Source organism: Maridesulfovibrio salinus, assembly GCF_055394525.1.
The window spans coordinates 2,412,551-2,428,820 of record NZ_AP042461.1; the positions used below are offsets into that span (position 1 = coordinate 2,412,551).

General features: G+C 45.1%; 20 protein-coding genes. 11 read left to right on the top strand and 9 right to left on the bottom strand.

The annotated features are described in order from the left end of the window. The first annotated feature begins 2 nt into the window (after positions 1-2). From ACZ5PW_RS10885 to ACZ5PW_RS10900, 4 genes are all read left to right on the top strand, one after another. Positions 3-2,369: a phage/plasmid primase, P4 family gene (locus ACZ5PW_RS10885; protein WP_464553271.1), complete on the top strand. Its 2,367-nt coding sequence runs from the start codon at positions 3-5 to the stop codon at positions 2,367-2,369. Between the two features lie 411 nt (positions 2,370-2,780). After that, entirely contained in the window at positions 2,781-3,215 is a 435-nt protein-coding gene (locus tag ACZ5PW_RS10890; RefSeq protein WP_464553275.1) for a hypothetical protein, read from the top strand. A gap of 101 nt (positions 3,216-3,316) precedes the next feature. Then, entirely contained in the window at positions 3,317-3,889 is a 573-nt protein-coding gene (locus ACZ5PW_RS10895) for a hypothetical protein (protein WP_464553279.1), read from the top strand. Then, entirely contained in the window at positions 3,882-4,121 is a 240-nt protein-coding gene (locus ACZ5PW_RS10900) for a hypothetical protein (protein WP_464553282.1), read from the top strand. The genes ACZ5PW_RS10895 and ACZ5PW_RS10900 overlap by 8 nt, the downstream gene beginning before the upstream one ends. Positions 4,122-4,175: 54 nt before the next feature. Here the strand turns inward: ACZ5PW_RS10900 and ACZ5PW_RS10905 are convergent, their stop codons facing one another. Then, on the bottom strand, positions 4,176-4,586 hold the full coding sequence (locus ACZ5PW_RS10905; protein WP_464553286.1) for a hypothetical protein: 411 nt from the start codon (positions 4,584-4,586) through the stop codon (positions 4,176-4,178). Between the two features lie 14 nt (positions 4,587-4,600). Next, positions 4,601-5,821 (bottom strand): DUF4145 domain-containing protein, encoded by a 1,221-nt coding sequence (locus ACZ5PW_RS10910; protein WP_464553290.1) that lies wholly within the window; start codon positions 5,819-5,821, stop codon positions 4,601-4,603. A gap of 185 nt (positions 5,822-6,006) precedes the next feature. On the opposite strand from ACZ5PW_RS10910, the gene ACZ5PW_RS10915 reads away from it, so the two are divergent. From ACZ5PW_RS10915 to ACZ5PW_RS10925, 3 genes are read left to right on the top strand one after another with little or no spacing between them, the layout of a single operon-like run. Then, a complete protein-coding gene (locus ACZ5PW_RS10915) occupies positions 6,007-6,210 on the top strand; it encodes a hypothetical protein (RefSeq protein ID WP_464553293.1) in 204 nt (67 codons plus the stop codon). Then, positions 6,207-7,670 (top strand): phage portal protein, encoded by a 1,464-nt coding sequence (locus ACZ5PW_RS10920; protein WP_464553295.1) that lies wholly within the window; start codon positions 6,207-6,209, stop codon positions 7,668-7,670. The genes ACZ5PW_RS10915 and ACZ5PW_RS10920 overlap by 4 nt, the downstream gene beginning before the upstream one ends. After that, the gene (locus ACZ5PW_RS10925) at positions 7,663-8,337 is read left to right on the top strand and encodes a hypothetical protein (protein ID WP_464553299.1); all 675 of its coding nucleotides are present in this window, start codon (positions 7,663-7,665) and stop codon (positions 8,335-8,337) included. Before ACZ5PW_RS10920 ends, ACZ5PW_RS10925 begins: the two co-directional genes overlap by 8 nt. A 21-nt stretch (positions 8,338-8,358) precedes the next feature. Here the strand turns inward: ACZ5PW_RS10925 and brnA are convergent, their stop codons facing one another. Continuing rightward, complete coding sequence (brnA, locus tag ACZ5PW_RS10930) at positions 8,359-8,595, bottom strand: type II toxin-antitoxin system BrnA family antitoxin (protein ID WP_464553303.1); 237 nt, start codon at positions 8,593-8,595, stop codon at positions 8,359-8,361. After that, complete coding sequence (locus ACZ5PW_RS10935; protein ID WP_464553306.1) at positions 8,585-8,845, bottom strand: BrnT family toxin; 261 nt, start codon at positions 8,843-8,845, stop codon at positions 8,585-8,587. Before ACZ5PW_RS10935 ends, brnA begins: the two co-directional genes overlap by 11 nt. 271 nt (positions 8,846-9,116) lie before the next feature. On the opposite strand from ACZ5PW_RS10935, the gene ACZ5PW_RS10940 reads away from it, so the two are divergent. Then, complete coding sequence (locus tag ACZ5PW_RS10940) at positions 9,117-9,707, top strand: hypothetical protein (protein ID WP_464553310.1); 591 nt, start codon at positions 9,117-9,119, stop codon at positions 9,705-9,707. Positions 9,708-9,862: 155 nt separating this feature from the next. On the opposite strand, the gene ACZ5PW_RS10945 is transcribed toward ACZ5PW_RS10940, so the two are convergent. Beyond that, a complete protein-coding gene (locus tag ACZ5PW_RS10945) occupies positions 9,863-11,467 on the bottom strand; it encodes a SulP family inorganic anion transporter (RefSeq protein WP_464553314.1) in 1,605 nt (534 codons plus the stop codon). Positions 11,468-12,160: 693 nt separating this feature from the next. Here ACZ5PW_RS10945 and ACZ5PW_RS10950 point away from each other — a divergent pair. Continuing rightward, positions 12,161-12,382 carry a Nif11-like leader peptide family natural product precursor gene (locus tag ACZ5PW_RS10950; RefSeq protein WP_464553318.1) on the top strand — a complete coding sequence of 74 codons (222 nt, stop codon included), beginning with the start codon at positions 12,161-12,163 and terminating at the stop codon, positions 12,380-12,382. A 206-nt stretch (positions 12,383-12,588) separates the two neighbouring features. Here ACZ5PW_RS10950 and ACZ5PW_RS10955 read toward each other — a convergent pair whose 3' ends face one another. Continuing rightward, positions 12,589-12,792, bottom strand: a complete 204-nt coding sequence (locus ACZ5PW_RS10955) for a hypothetical protein (protein ID WP_464553322.1) — start codon at positions 12,790-12,792, stop codon at positions 12,589-12,591. 176 nt (positions 12,793-12,968) lie between these two features. Here ACZ5PW_RS10955 and ACZ5PW_RS10960 point away from each other — a divergent pair, with 176 nt between their 5' ends. Together ACZ5PW_RS10960 and ACZ5PW_RS10965 are read left to right on the top strand one after the other, a co-directional pair. After that, the gene (locus ACZ5PW_RS10960; protein ID WP_464553325.1) at positions 12,969-13,217 is read left to right on the top strand and encodes a hypothetical protein; all 249 of its coding nucleotides are present in this window, start codon (positions 12,969-12,971) and stop codon (positions 13,215-13,217) included. Positions 13,218-13,295: 78 nt separating this feature from the next. Next, the gene (locus tag ACZ5PW_RS10965; protein WP_464553328.1) at positions 13,296-13,475 is read left to right on the top strand and encodes an ATP-binding protein; all 180 of its coding nucleotides are present in this window, start codon (positions 13,296-13,298) and stop codon (positions 13,473-13,475) included. 279 nt (positions 13,476-13,754) lie between these two features. Here the strand turns inward: ACZ5PW_RS10965 and ACZ5PW_RS10970 are convergent, their stop codons facing one another. The 3 genes from ACZ5PW_RS10970 to ACZ5PW_RS10980 form a co-directional block, all read right to left on the bottom strand. Continuing rightward, positions 13,755-14,969 carry an ISL3 family transposase gene (locus tag ACZ5PW_RS10970; RefSeq protein WP_464553331.1) on the bottom strand — a complete coding sequence of 405 codons (1,215 nt, stop codon included), beginning with the start codon at positions 14,967-14,969 and terminating at the stop codon, positions 13,755-13,757. A gap of 100 nt (positions 14,970-15,069) precedes the next feature. Further along, positions 15,070-15,375, bottom strand: coding sequence for a hypothetical protein (locus tag ACZ5PW_RS10975; RefSeq protein ID WP_464553334.1), 306 nt, complete (start codon positions 15,373-15,375; stop codon positions 15,070-15,072). 379 nt (positions 15,376-15,754) lie between these two features. Further along, positions 15,755-16,267, bottom strand: a complete 513-nt coding sequence (locus tag ACZ5PW_RS10980; protein WP_464553337.1) for a hypothetical protein — start codon at positions 16,265-16,267, stop codon at positions 15,755-15,757. Positions 16,268-16,270 lie beyond the last annotated feature (3 nt).

Genomic DNA, 16,270 nt, shown 5'->3' on the forward strand with positions numbered 1-16,270 from the left:
CGATGGGCTGGGCCGGAACACATCTTTCCGAAGATGAACGCAAGACCATTGCGCGTTCATTGTTTGAGGACGCAAAGGAAGAAGGAAAATGGCTGAACGGCAAATGCCCGTTTCATGCCGATGATAACCCATCCTTTGGATACAATTTCGAAGAAGACTATTTCAAATGCCTTGCCGGGTGTACCGATTGCGGCGACCTGATCAAGCTTTACGGGCTGGTTAATGGCCTTGCAAATGATGAAGCCTTCAAGAGCTTCAAGGATAAATACGGACAAGGCGTAAAGGATGCACCCAAGCCCCGAAAGACTGTCCAGCAGAAACGTAGGGAAGGGAAGGGCGGTAGTACTCCGGTTATCCCTGAAAGCGTGTGGGGCCGGATGGCCCTGTTTCCTGATGATTGGTTTGAAGTGTTCAGGAAGGTGCGCGGCTGGTCGCCGGAAGTTATCAAGCGGCACGACCTGCGAATGCAGATGTGCTATCGGGACCGGGACGAAAATATCAGGCCCATTAACGGCGCGCCTATGCGCGTTGCTATCCCGATCCGGGACGCGCAAGGCCAGCTTCGTAATATTCGGCTTTACCGCAAGCCCGGCACAAACCTGAAGAGCAAGATCATTTCATGGGGTAGGGGATACGGTAACGCCCGGTTGTTTCCTGCTCCGTCCATGATTGCCAAGTCCGGGCCGATAGTCCTGTGTGAAGGCGAACCGGACACACTGTGCGGTGAATCATTCGGTTTCAACACTGCTACGCAAACCTCCAAGACGGTTAAATGGTCACAAGAGCATTTAGAGCCGTTTGTGGGCCGTGACGTTATCCTTGCTTATGATGCCGATCAGCCGGGGCAAGCTCATGCGGAAAAAGCTATCCGCGCCTTGCTTCCGGTGGTGCGTTCTCTACGTGTCATTGAGTGGCCCGACTTCATGGGCCGGGAACCGGATGGAAGTTGGCCCGAAAAGGACGGTCACGACCTCACTGACTTCTTTATGAAGTTCGGCAAGACTGCGAAGGATTTTCAAGACCTTATCGCCATGGCGCGCAGGATTGAACCGCCCAAAGAGTTCGAAATGGGTAGCGAATGGGCCTTCTTCTATGACGGCAAATTCAAGCCCCGTTTGCTTGCGGATCAGCTTCTACGCGACCAGCCTTTGCTTGCTGACGACATGACCGGGTTGCTGTATCGCTGGAACGCTAAATACTGGGAACAGATTTCACGCGGTACGCTTCAGCAGTCGGCTACGCATTATCTCGGCATCGAGGCCACAACAGCGCGTGTGAACGATGCAACGTCTTTGGCTATCAATCTTTCCAATCTTCCGCACGGGCGCGCGGTCAATGACCGTGAGGAATGGGTATGCCTGCAAAATGGCATGCTCAATCTTAAAACGCTCGAGCTAAAACCACACGAACACGATTACTTTTCCACCATATGTCTGAACGTGTCTTTTAACCCGGATTCTGAAGCCCGCTGTGAGCGTTGGGAGAAGTTTCTACAACAGACCGTCCAGACCCCGGAACCCATTGCCCAGCTACAGGAATTCGCAGGCTTATGCCTTACCCGCGACACTCGCTTTGAAAAATGCCTGTTGCTGCTCGGCCCCGGTTCGGATGGTAAATCGACACTGCTCAAAGTTCTGCGTGAGCTTGTATCCGCTGCTAACTGCTCGGCGGTGGCCTTTCAGGATTTGGAAGACCAGTTCCGCCGGGCCAGCCTCTATAACAAGCTGTTGAACATTTCCACGGAAATAGGATCGGCGGCAATGGAAACACCCATCTTTAAGGCCGTTGTTTCCGGTGATGCCATTCAGGGCGCGTTCAAGCATAAGGACAGCTTTGAATTTACACCGTTCTGCAAGCTGGCCTTTGCCGCTAACAAGCTGCCCCGCGTTCTGGATAACACGGACGGCTTTTTCCGGCGCATGCTGCCCATTGAGTTCAAGAAGCAGTTTCTTGAAGACGATCCAGACCGCAACCCGCACCTTTTTGAAGAACTCGTTGAGCATGAGCTTTCCGAAATCTTCCATTGGGCTTTGGTCGGTCTGCATCGCCTGTATGAGCAAGGTAAGTTCACCAGTTGTGACGAAACACGGGAACTGCTTATGGATTACAGGCGGCTTAATAACCCTGTTCAGGCATTCGTGGAAGATAAGTGTGAGCTTGAGGACGGCGCGAAGCAGTCTAAGGACTCACTGTATAAGTCCTACCGCGAATACAGTTCCGAAAACGGCTATCAGGCCATGCATAAGGAAAACTTCTTCCGTGAGCTTTATGCGGCTGTGAAGACCTTGAAGGAAACCCGCCCGCGCGTTGATGGCAAGCGTTGCCGCATGGTTGCAGGCATTAAAACCAGATTTGAGTTGAAAGCTTAATGACCTTCTTCACTGGCATATACCCGTGCGGCGTGGCCTGCTCTGTTTCCCCCGCATCCCCTTCTAATGACCTGCGGCGACACGCCTTACCCGCCGGGCAAATCAATACTTATTCGGAATCTCTACTTCCCCCGGTGAAGTGGTTCCAGCGTATTGGTACCACCCGTCCCGCGTGTCAGAGCTTGGCAAAGCCCGTGAATACTGGCTCGGTCCAACATGGTACCAGCGGTCCACGGTGCAGGGCAAAAGAGGTTCATATGCGTGCGTGGGTGCGTGCGTACACGCGAGGCTTCCAGCATTTGGTTTTTAAGCTTGGTACATGGGACAGTTGGACAGAAAGAAAAAAGACTTATGTTCTCGGTGGTTTTTAGTGTTGGCTAACACGGGACAAACCTTGGGACCGGAACCAGTATGAACGCATTAGCAAAGCTTCAGGACAAATACAGGAAGCCCGAACCGGAAAAACCTTACTGTAAATTCAAGCGGTTATGTAAGCAGGAAGGTAAAGAACCGATCCCGGAAGATGAGTTCAACCGGGAGTGGAAGGTTTACGAAGACGGGCATGAAGCAATGAAGACCCTCGGCAATCTTTTGCGTGAACACCGCACGGGCTTCAAGCTCAAGCGGAACGCAAAGAATGAACTGGTGGTCATCATTGACGAAGCATGGGGCAAGAAGAATTTCGAAACCCTGTGGCAGATGTGGAGCTTATACGAAAAGGCCACGCCGCTTATCGACTTGGTCTACATGGATCGGCTACCGCTGGTGGAAGATGAGAAGCCGAAGCGTTTAGTCGAAGGCCAGTTGCCTTTGGGTCCTCCTCGGCGATCCATGAATCACGGGTAACGCTGACTCCGAGTCTTTTGCACACGGATAGTTTTGATAAATATGCACACTGCACAAGCTGCATCAATCGTGTCACTCTATTTAATTCAGGTGCTACTTAAATGGCTGATAAATTTTACAAATCCATAAATCAGGCTTGGGAGCAATTCGGCAAGGTTGGCTGGCAGATTTCGCGCCGGACCTTCTTCAATTACGTGGGCAAGGGCAAGCAAGTACCGCCGCTGAACGGCAAATACTACGAAGACGATATTTGCGAAGTAGCTGAACAACTTGGCTGGGTTCCTATCGGGCAGGTTGCGGAAGCTGATCAGCCGGATGATGAAGGTTTGACCGGGGATTCTGCGAAACGATTTCAGGAAGCCAAGGCCAAGGACAAGGAATGCGAAGCCGAACTTAAGCGACTGAAATTAAACAAAGAACTCGGCAAGCTCATTGACCGCGAAAATGTAGAAATGATTATGGCAGGAAAAACCGCCACGCCTGATCCGGCGCAAGCAATGGTGCCGGAAGTCTATGGCCATAGCTCACCAAAGCAGCACATAGCCACGGCAAAAGAACTGATGATCAAACACTTGGATCACATGCCAAGGGCAGAACGGCAGGCAATGTTAATGGCGTATGATGCCTTGATTGAGGCTGAACAGGGTTTGAATGGGGAGGTGGGCCATGAGTAGCGATGATCTTTGTCACCATGTTTCGGATATGATGTCGGCGTGTTCCTCTCTTGGAGTCCTGCGGGATTACTTTGAAAAAATGGACATGATGGGCGAAGCCTTTATGATAGAAGCCATCCGTAGGACAATTTCTGACAGTGCAAACGCTTTTGATGAATACGACATGAAAGTGCAGATGGCTAAGAAGCGGAAAGGGAAGCCTGCTGCGATTTTGGAGTTGGTGCGGGAGTAGATTTTAAGGATGGAAAGGAAAAGCCCCGCGTGAGCGGGGCTTCTTCTTTGAGGTTTATTTATCTTGAACGACTTCGGTACTTGTAAACATTATGAATACATAAATTATTAGTGCAACCCATGCTGCTAAAAATGAAGTTGATAAAACAAGTAGCAGTAGCCCTGATGCTACACTTATGTATCCAACCATGATAATTAAATAAGCTATTTTGTAGTACTCGATATTGAAGGTCTTTTTGTCGAAATCGACATTTCTAAAAAATAGAACATAGGATAGAGGGCCAAAAATGCTAATTGCAACAGCAAACATGAAGGTTGCAGCCTCAGTATAGAAGTTGCTCAACCCTTGATCCATGCTCGTTTTAACCAAGAAAAAAGTCGCTGAGAATAAGGTTAGAGATGGTAAAAGGTATTTTTCTTCTGATAGGTGCTTAATTACTTTTTTTCTTTTTATATTATGATTCATGATAATTTTAGACCTCAATCAATTTTTATGATTTCAATATCTTTGACTTTGTTCAAAATAGTTGTCGCAATTTTTAAGTGTTCAGAATTGCTTGTATGTTCAATATATCCTTCCAGACTTTTAATAATGTCATCTTTTGTACGCAACATATTATCGTGTAAATTGCCTGTAAAATCAGTGAAGAGTGTCAACTGAATTTCATCAAGCCAATTATCAAGTCTTTGTGAATCCATTGCAAAAGATTCTATAATCAACTTGGGAGAATGGATTAATGCAGTTTCAAAGAAACAGCTAATTTCACCTGAAATAGCCCCATCTCTATTGTCCCATGCTTTTGTAAGCATTTGAATGACCTTTTTGTTTCTATTGGACTTGCTGTCTTTTAGACTATCAATAGACCATTTCCTATTTCGCATTAACCAAATGTATGCCGTTGAATTTTGTGTCATTTCTAGTTTTTGTATAAGTAGGCTTGATAATTGTAGAATTTGCAACGCAGAATCTTTGTCTATGCTGTCTACAAGGTGAGCTGATGCATTTCTTTTTTTTCTGATCATATGTATAAGTTCTATATCTGAATATTCCAATAGTTCTAGCTTTTGACATTCATTAATAAGGGATATGATATTTTTATGTTCTGTTATACCAAATATGCTGGCTAGCTCCCTCAAAATGGATTCGATGACTTTAAATGCCTCTAAAACGGAAAGGTCATACATCTGTGCGTTAAATAATTCATGTGCTCGCTCAAGCTGTGTGACATTCTTATTAATATAGTCTGTTTTTTCTGTTTTTAAGCGTGTTTTATTAAGTCTTTTATAAGATAAGGTTGTTCCTATTATGGACAGAAAAGATATAATTAATGAAATTATAGCTGTTATGCTCTCTATTGTTTCTGTGCTGAATTCGAGGTGTATATCAATGTTATTTGCTATAGAAAGTGAACCCCATAGAGCTATAAATAGCAGGGGTAAAGTTAGGCTTAAAGCATAAAACAAATCTGTTGCAGCTATAAGTATTTTTCTTGTTTGTGGAAAAACAAATTGAATTGAAATGCAATATACAGATAGACATAGTAGAATAGTGAAAATTTTGTAAGCTAGTAATGCCGTTATATTATACTCTAGAATAGAGAAACCAAATTCAGAGTAATCATTAATGATCGGCTTAACAGTAAAAACTACCGCTAGCAGACTAATTATAAATCCTATTTTTGTTTTGAATAATTCGTTCATTAAAGCCTCAAAACTTGATGTTGTACAATAACGCTTACTTGATAATAAGATCAACTCTGTCTGTAAAGATATAGAGATAAATATCCAGTAAATTTTACTCCCCAGTAAACAACCCCATTCCAAACAAAGCACCTCAATTGTTATTGTTCGCCCTGTAGGTAAACAGTAACAATTGAGGTTTTTTCATGCTCCAGAAACAACTGGACTCTGTAAATAAGGCGATTGCCGATATTGAAGACGGCGCACAGTCCTATACCTTGAATGGTCGGACTCTCACCCGTGCTTCTTTGGGCAGGCTTTATGACCAGCGCGATAAGTTGGAAATGCGTATCGCCATTGTAAAGAATGGCGGGCGGGGCTTTAAAGCTAAGTACAGGGGTCGTTCATGAACCTGTATGAAGGCTGGACTTCCTTTGTTGCCCAGTGTGTCGGGGCTATCTCTCCGCAGATGGCTACCAATTGGGTTAAAAGCCGTATGCAGCTTTCCGCATACACTGCGGCTACTTCCCGTGGCCCTAATGCGGGCTGGCGGCCCACTAACCGCAGTGCGGATAACCTTTCCCGGCACGAACATGCCTTAATCGTTTCCCGTGCGCGTGATCTGGTGCGCAACTCCACCCATGTTTCCGGCGCGCTTGAGCGCATAGCGAACAACGTTATCTATACCGGAATCAAACCGCAGGCCGCGCGCCTGACCGATTCCGGCGAACTGGACCACGGCTTCAACCGCAAGCTGGAACAGCATTTTAAGGATTGGGCCGAAGCTGATGAAGTCGGCTTTGACGATATTCAGCGGCTTATCCTGAATCACCTCTGGCAGGATGGAGAATGCCTTCTCCGCTTCTATCCTGACCCCGACTTGATGAAACAGGGGATTGCGCCTTTGGGCGTGGAACTTCTGGAATGTGATCACCTTGATTCTTCGGTTGATGGCCTGCGCGAAAACGGAAACTTCGCTATCCGTGGCGTTGAATTCAACCGCAAAGGTCACCCGGTGGCCTATCACCTTTTCAGTGAACATCCCGGCGATATGCGCCGCCTGATGAGTCGTGAATCCGTGCGGGTTCCGGCTATGTGGGTGCGCCATATATTCATGCCGAAGCGCGCCAGCCAGCACAGGGGTATATCTTGGATGGCTCCGGTCATTATGGAAATGCGCGACTTCAGCGAATTTCAGGATTCGCACCGCATTGTTGCCCGGCTCATGGCTGCTTTCGGCTTCTTTGTTGAAACGCCATATCCCGAACTTCAGAACCCGCTGGGCCTTGAGGATTCAGACACACCGGAAAGACCGGAAGCCTTTATTCCCGATTACGTAGAACCGGGGCAGGTCGTGACTTTGCCTTCCGGCTCCAAGGTCAATGAAGCGCAATTCAACCACCCCGGCACTACCTATGAACCGTATGTGAAAACCAGTTTGCGCGGTTCTTCCACTGGTTTCGGCATGTCCTACGAAGCCTTTTCCAATGACTATTCCGATGCTTCTTATGCGTCCGCCCGTTCCGCCACTCTGGAAGAACGGCGCGGCTACCGTGTGCAACAGGTGCTGATGGGCCGTAAGGCCATAGTTCCTACGTGGCACATGTTCGCGCGCATGCTCTGGTTAAGCCAGCTTGAAAAGTCCATGACCGGGCCGCGCGTTCCGGTTGGTTGCCAGTACCCCGGCTGGCCTTGGGTTGATCCCACTAAGGATGCAAACGCGGCTGAAAAAATGCTCGGTATGGGCTGCACCACCCGCCGCAAAATCTGCGCGGAGCGTGGCGAAGATTACGATGAAGTTGTGGATCAACTGGACCGTGAAAACAAAGACCTCAAGAAGTGCGGAATCATAGGAGCAAACAATGCTTAAACAATTTACTACCAATCTTTCAGCGAAAGCACAGGAACCGCTTCAGCTTACAGCCGATTTGAAACTCAGCGAAGCAGAAGAAGGTAAAGCCCGCCGCTTTCGCATTGTCGGATACATCGGGGCCGTTATTCAGCGGTATTTCCGTTTCGTCATTGATCTTACCGGAATCCGTTCCGAAAAGGTCATGCCCATTCTTGAAGAGCATGAAGTCAAAAAGAAGGTCGGCCTTGCGGATTCCTGCAAGGTGGAAAAGGAAGGCTTTGTCCTTGAAGGCTCCTTTGTGGATACGGACGAAGCCAACGAGATTATCCGCCTTTCGGATCAGGGTTGGCCCTATCAGGCTTCCATAGGTGTCTGGCCTGAAGCTGTTGAAGAAGTGAAATCCGGCGCGACTGTAACCGTTAACGGTATGGAACTGACCGGACCTTTATATGTGTGGCGCAAATCCTTTGTGCGCGAGACTTCCTTCTGCGTCCTTGGCGCGGATGGAAAAACCGGGGCCGTAGCCATGACCGGACGGCCTGAACCTAAACCGGAGGACTCAGTCATGAAAACATGGTTGAAAGCTTTCCTGCGGGCTAATGGCCTTGAAGATATTACTGAGGACTCAGTCCGCACCCACCTGAAACAGATGGGGCAGGGGGGTAAGAGTATTCAGGGGGAATAGGAAAACCCCGCCGGGGCGGGGTTATGCGTCTGGTGAATGACCACGGTCAATGCGGTTTGCTATCCATGTTTTGATTACTGCCTGTCTGTTAATGCCGAGTCTTTCAGCTTCGCGGTCCAGAGCTATTACCATCCATGCGGGGAAATCAACGTTAACCCGTTTAATGTCTTTGTTGGGCCTGCTGGCCTTTGACATGTCCAGATGTTCAGTAATGTCCTGATCTGATTCAAAGGCTTCATCGAATTCTTCAGCTTTCATAGAGTTCTACCTCCTTCTTTCTGGAGCGGCGCACCGATATTATGCGGATGGCTCCATTGCGGGGTGTTGTTACGGCAGACCAGTGTTTGCCGTTAATCATCCCTATATAAAAATTGCGCGGTTCATCTTGAGTCCGGGCCGGGATTTTCAGCAAGTTTGGGTCATTCCACAGGGCTTGCGCGGCCTTGAAATCAATTCCGTGTTTTTCTAGATTTGTTGCGCTTTTGTTTTCATCGTATTCAAAGTGCATACTTGTATTGTATATTCTTGTGTGTGGTTGTCAAGATTATATGGCGCGGTATGTCCGTGGTGCGGGGCCGTGCGGATTCCGGTTACTTCACCGCCCATGTGGGATGGGGGATAAAGGTTCGGTCTTATGAGTGTAAGGCTGAGGGGTGCTTGCTGGCTAAGATGGGGCAGGGGGTTAAGAGTATTCAGGGGGAGTAACTAATTTATATCATTGACTGTTTTTGTTTGATTATAATGTTATTACTTAAACGAGAAAATTGGGTGGAGGTAATATGTCTTTCGATAGTATTTGCAATGATACGTTAACTGTTTTGAAAGTTAGTGGTGAGGAAATCACTACCATTAAAGGACTCGTTTCTAAAAAATCCATTTTAATCCCAAATTTTAAAGTTTTAATTGAACCCAACGACTTGCTGAGAAGACATATGTCAAATGGGGGACAGGAAACATATAAGGTTATTGACCCAAATTTCCATGAGAAAATTGGAGGAATGAAAGCTTATTATCAGATTAAATATAAAAAACTTGGAATCGATGAAGCTGAAAATGCTGTAAAGAGCATTACATACAATATTTCGGGACCAAATGCGCGAGTAAACAATAATTCAGTTGATAATTCAATCAATACCGTAAATGTTAACCCTGAAATTTCTGAACATCTTGCAATGCTTAGGAGTGAAATCGAAAGACTTGTCGAAAGCGATGCTGAAAGAAAAGACGCACTGGAAATAGTCGACGCAATTGATGTCCAGTTTAACTCCGATCAACCTAGTAAGTCAGTAGTGGGGACTTTATTGAAAGGCTTACCGCATGCTGGAAGTATTGCAGGCATAGGTTCATTTTTACTGTCGTGTATAGTTTGAGTCTAAAAAAGATAAGCCCGTCTCCCGGAGGGCTTTCTGTTAATAATTCATTTCATTAGGGCACTTCATATTTCGCCCTCCTCCACACACAAAAGCAAAAGGGCCAGCACAATATGCGCTGACCCTTTGTTACTGTATGCTGGGTGATTTAAACCCTACAGGGATTCATATTCCAGATTTTCAAGATATTGATGATAATTATCTATGCCTACAAAATAATGCAGGTCTTTAAGAACATCTACCACACATATTTTTTCAGCGCGTTTAATCAGGCGCGCACAGTCCGGGCTGAGATGGACCAGGTAGATTTTCTTTCCTGCCCGTTCATACATGGAGGCTATCTTGTTCACCGCTTCAATGGCGGATTGATCCATGATCCGGGATTCCTTAAAATCAATCAGCACCTTGTCCGGATCTCCCTGAACATCAAATTTGCTCAGGAAAAGTGTTGTGGAGCCAAAAAACAAAGGCCCGTAAATCTGGTAATGTTTGATACCCTGTTCGTCCACAATCTTTCTTGCACGAATCCGTAGTGCATTCTGCCATGCAAAAATTAATGCTGAAATCAATACCCCGCAGATAACTGCAATAGCGAGATCATACTTAACGGTTAAAAACGTAACCACAACGATTACGATAAAATCCCATTTAGGGACTTTATTTATGATCTTGAAAGTGCTCCAGGCAAAAGTCTTGATGACAACAATAAGCATTACACCCACGAGAGCTGCAATGGGTATTTGCTCAATATATTTTGACGTGAACATGATGAAGAAAAGCAGGGCTCCGGCTGCAACAATTCCTGAAAGACGTCTACGTCCACCGGAAGAAATATTGACCATACTCTGGCCGATCATGGCGCAACCTCCCATGCCGCCCAATAACCCATTTGCAAAATTACCGACTCCCTGAGCCAGGCATTCGCGATTTCCTCTACCTCGTGTTTCTGTCAATTCATCAACAAGTGATAAAGTCATCAGGGATTCAATCAGTCCGATGGCAGCTAGAATTAAGGCATATGGGGTTACAAAGGTCAGTGTTTCCCAAGTGAAAGGTACATTGGGAACAGCAAAGGTTGGCAGACCTCCCTGAATACCGGTTCCACCGTTGGATTGAATGAATGAAAGCACTGTTTGAGTATCAATATGCATGACAGTCACAAAAACCGAAACAGAGAGAATGGCAATAAGTGCTCCCGGTGCTTTTTGATGCAGTTTGGGGATGATTGTTATGATTGCCATGGTTGATAAAACAAGACCGGCCATAATCCAAAGAGGCTGCCCTTGAAGCCATGCACCTTCAGCTTTGAACATATTCAACTGGGAAAGAAAAATTACGATAGCCAGTCCATTAACGAAGCCCATCATGACAGATCTGGGTACCATGCGAATGAATTTACCAAGACGAAAAAAGCCGGCTAACAGTTGAAATACTCCGACTAACAAGAGAGTGAAAAATAAATATTGTACCCCGGCATGTGATCCGGGCCCACCAAGGGCATTACCTTCCATAACCAGACTTACCATAACAAGGGCCATTGCACCGGTGGCGCCGGAAATCATACCGGGGCGTCCTCCGAGAACCGCAGTAATCAGACACATGAGAAACGCGCCGTAGAGACCTACCATCGGCGGAACTCCTGCAACAAATGAGAATGCGACAGCTTCAGGAACAAGAGCTAGAGCAACGGTCAGTCCGGAAAATATATCAGCGCTTACGCTTCCGTTTGAAGGAGAAACAATTGAATTGTTTGAATTCACGAAATATCCTTTTAAAGGGCTTAGTTAATATAACAAAAAAGAAGAGACCGCAGGTGCGGCCTTACTGCAATAAACTAAATGTCCATTGGTCGTTTGTTGATAAATCAGTTTATGATTTTCCACTGTAATGAGTAGAAAACGAAAAGAAATGTCAGGATAATGTTTGTGGCGTTAAATTAGGCAAAGGCTGATTCTTATTTATGAGAATTGAGACGGAGTCAATAGTTAATTACAATTATTAAAAATATGATTGGGAAATTCGTATGATAATCCCCCCACAAGTTCGAATCCCACCCCCTCGAAAAATATTCTCAAAATAATACCGTCTAATACAATCCAGAATGCCCCTGAACCTCAAAGGCATTTTCTCTATATGTATCCAGATAAATCCAAGTGAATCTCCCTGGAAAATCTTTACTCAGTCTCCAGAATTGTGAGTACTTTTTTATGTATCCAGTCCGGTCCGGTACGTACATTTAGTGATGTTGTGCCAGTAGTCAGGGATGGAGAGTGAATGTTGTAGTGGCATGCAGTCAAGTTATGAAGTTCTCCGAGTATGACAATTGTGGTGGATTCGGCTTAGCAGTCTTTCGGCACAGAAATAGCAATCTGAATCTGTAGCGTCAGAAATCGATGGATAATTAAGCATAATTGTTAAAAGTCGTAGTTTTTTATCAAAAAAGGAGTACGTAAATGTCCAAAAAAGAAGTTGAACGATTGTTGATCGCAGGCGGAGAGGATAAGGTAGTGAAACTGAAGTACAACGCTATTCGAACTAAGGAAGAATTTGTCTCCACCGCCAACGGAGAGGGGTATGACTTCACTGCTGATGAGCTTGACGCAGTACTCCGCGAATCTGGTGACGACTTCACAACATTTGGTAATCCACCCGCCCGTTCAATCTGGTGGGCGTAGTATTTGTCCATTGGATTAATATCCCGTAATTTCAAGTTATTAAAGACTTGATTTGGGGTTGTACTTTACAGAGTGTGAATCGTTGACTCCCTGAAGTGTAATCCCGGCTCACCATGCGAGCATGATGAAGTTCAAAGCTGATATACTGTATTTGTGCTGGATGTGGGGAGAGTAAGAGATTTTGTTGTTCTGATTCTGTGCAATCCTTATAGTGGATTAGTGTTTTCTAGCGATGCTACATAGGCTTTGCTGATCCAGATGTCGCCTTCCTGTTGGCTGAGTTCTGCAAGGTTGTTTTTACTTATACCCAGAAATATTAGGGAATACTTGGAGATATAGTTGTCAACGTCAAGGTTGGTTTCATTGCTGAGTTTTTTAAAAATGGCAATTTGAATAGAGTTTAGTTTCATGGTTCACCTCTTGTTAATATTGTAATGTTTAATTTTACATAAAGATGAAAATATCTGGTCTTTGTGTTCGCTGAAAAGGTTTATTTTATCTTTTTGTAAATTTATTTAAGTGATGGTTTTGAGAGTCTTATGGTATTTCCTAAATTTTGACAAACATCCAAACGGAGAACTAAAAAATGCAAAAAGGAACCCTTGAGAAAATCTTTGAATATGCCTCGATGCCTTTACATGGCACACTTTCACGTAAACTCCGGAAGAACCTCAAGATTCAGGTTAATGATGGTCCTGTCTATGAAACAGCCGTTTTATTTCTCGGTGATGATTTTATTAGAGTAACAGAGGAGAAGGGTGGTGAAAGTATTAATACTTATTACAACTGGGAAGATATCCAGTCTGTCAGAACTTACAGTCCCGTTGAAGAATAGTATTATATAGGCAAAAATATTTACTTAAATAATTTTATAATTTCGAAATGCTTGTTGTAGTTTGTGAGGAGATGAAAAATGCGTAAAATTGATCCTGATGAATGTCAGTTCTGTGGTGCATGTCAGAGTGCCTGTCCTGCGGAGGCAATTATTCATTCTGCTGGAACTAATTATTATGAAATAAATGATAATTGTACAGATTGCGGGGAATGTGAAGCAGAATGCGGCTTTAATGCTATTATCAGTGATGGATCTTAAGTTTAAAGAGATAAGTTGAAGTAAAACGTAAGATTATTAATCATGTATATAGCGTAGCTGAGCAGAATTGTAACTAATTCCACATGGGTGGAGCAAATACGTATTGTTCCTTTAGACACTGTAAAAGGGCCTTGCATCTTGAGATGTAAGGCCCTTTTTGGGTTGATTTTCAAGTGGGTAAATCAATTTTGTATCCCATACGAAAAAAGGAATTGAAGATATATTTTAAAGTCCTTTAATTCTCTGGAGTGTAAGTGTGCTGCAATACTAAAGTATGGTTCATCCGGTTAAAGCGTACTTCGCTTCATGAATACCCATGATCCTGAGCTTGAAAAATTCCAGATCACGATATCCATATGCCTGCCTTTTCATGGTCTTGATTTTGTTATTCGTACCTTCCATTGGCCCTGATGAAATGGGATGATCGAACCAAGCGAGTATCCCAAAGCTATGCGTTGCCAACGTCTTTGCCATAGTATCGAGTGGAGCGATGCCAGAAGCCCTCGCACGAGATATCCAACTCTCTAGAAACTCGGCTGCATCCTTCTTGCTTGGCTGACTCCATATCTGACGCAAGTCTTCTTTCAGATAGTAGGCTGTCGCCAGTGGCTTGTTTAGCCGTAGAGCCTCCTCCAGATGCTGCTGTTCATCCCTTTCCGCGTTTAGATTTTCAGGATTCTTCAACAGCAGCCAGCGCGTGCCTTTCAACACGTCTTTGCCCATCGTATTTTTTATCTCCCGATGAAGCTTGCGCCGAACTTCGGTGAGCTTATCGTTCATGAGTTTCACCACGTGGAAATGATCAAAGACCAGAGGAACATGCGGTAAATTTTTCAGAACCGCACCGATATATGCGGGACTGAGATCCGTTGCCACAGCCTTGATCCCGGCTTGGCTGCGTTTCAACCTTTTCCAAAAAGGCAGCAAAGCGTCAGCCCCTTTGCCGTCACCGACAAACACGACAGCTCCGCTTTTTAAATCCATGACCAGCGTTAGGTATTTATGACCTTTGCGTACGCTGATTTCATCGATTGCAATGTACTTCAATTTCGATAGCTTGGGCTGTCCGAATCGATGTTTCAGGTCTCGCTTGAAGATGTCTTTGACCACATCCCAACCGACTCCAAGCAGAGTAGAGACATCAAGCATTGTCATCATCTTGACCAGTGACCTGACATAGCGTTCGAATTTATGCGTATACCAGCGACGTGGGTCTGCGATGGAAAGCTTGATACGCCTGACACAACCACACTTCCGGCACTGAACACGAGGCACATCTACAACAATCCAAATCGGTTTGATACCGATGGGAACGGTGCGCAACCAACGCTCGCTCCTTCCTTTATGAATCACATGACGATGCTTGCAGCGGGAGCACTTAACAAGCTTGGCTTTTGGTCTCACATAAATCAGCACGTTACCGGCAACAAAATCCTGCCTGACATAGTCATAGCCGGGCAGGCCCAAGGCATGGTAGATAAAACTCGTGGACATGGCGATAAATCCTTTCGATGATTGGTGGTTCTTTCACCGATTGGACGCCATGTCCTTTCATTTTGTCAAAAGTACGCTTGAGCCGGATGAACCTAAAGTATTATGTGAGAAATTTTAATTCAATTTCTTCAGTTCCCTCTTTTTGCTCCATGTCAAACCGTCCACTGATGTCTATGAGTAGGTCTCTTTGTTTTGCGGCATCTGTTAATAGTTTTTCGATTTCCGAAGCAGCTTCAGTCGGGCAGTCAACATTATAAAATACTTTAAGGGTGTCGGGAGATCTGTCATCGAATTGGATTAGAAAAGGATTGTGCTCGACAAAAACCAAATCATCAAATGCGTGTGTAATATTCAGCCCAATGCTTTCCAGTAGGTCTTTGGTAACTCCCAATGGTCTCGGTTTCATTGTACGTGGCTCCATTATGAATTTATTGAATCGTAATTCAGGTTAACTGCTGGCTTTAGCCTGATAAATAACATAGTGGAGTTCATAATTAAAAGCATAAATAGAGAATAGAAAATGTTCTTTATTTCAGCATGTTAATTGGCTGTGTCTCTGAGGTCGAGCGGAACAGTCCTATACTGTTTGTTTAACTGTCTGAATTGAATTTTCTGGGGCTGGTGCGGCAAAATGAATTGTCACTTTTATGTCTGCACCAAGGGGGGGCGGTATACACTTAGGTGTATATAAATGTGTTATTGAATTTTAATTATTTTTTGATTTCGAGCAGGGGGATTTTTTCTAATAAGGTAAATCCCCTGCCCGTGCTAATAAACATTGGCTGCTATTCTTTATCATCCAGGAATTCGATCTTCGGAAAATCCTTGAGCAGGCGTATATCCACAAACATTGCGGATGAGGCCGCCGTGGCATCAAGGAAAACTTCTATTAATTCCCCTGAAGGCAGGCGTTCATCAAAGCGCATCTCGTCATTCCCATGGGTCTCCAACTGCATCAGTTTTTCACCATCGACCAATAGTTCTACGAAGAGGGAGGTGCCACTGGTGCGACTGGTTACATCACGCCATGCATATCCGCCCCCATCCACGCGATGTTTGCTGGACATGGCACGCACTTCAATCTCTTTGCCCGAGGGGAGCTTTCCTGTCCAAAGAGCCCGGTAGCGTACAAGATCTCCATTTGATTTTCTGAAGGTTCCAATGTCTTTGGAAGTTATGATACGTTCCATTTTAGCGAGAACCATTGTGTCGTGGGAGTTATCCGAGGCAAACACGGAAGAGGCAGTCAAAATAATGCTAAACATCAGTATGAGTGCGAACAGAAAACTTTTGTGCATGGA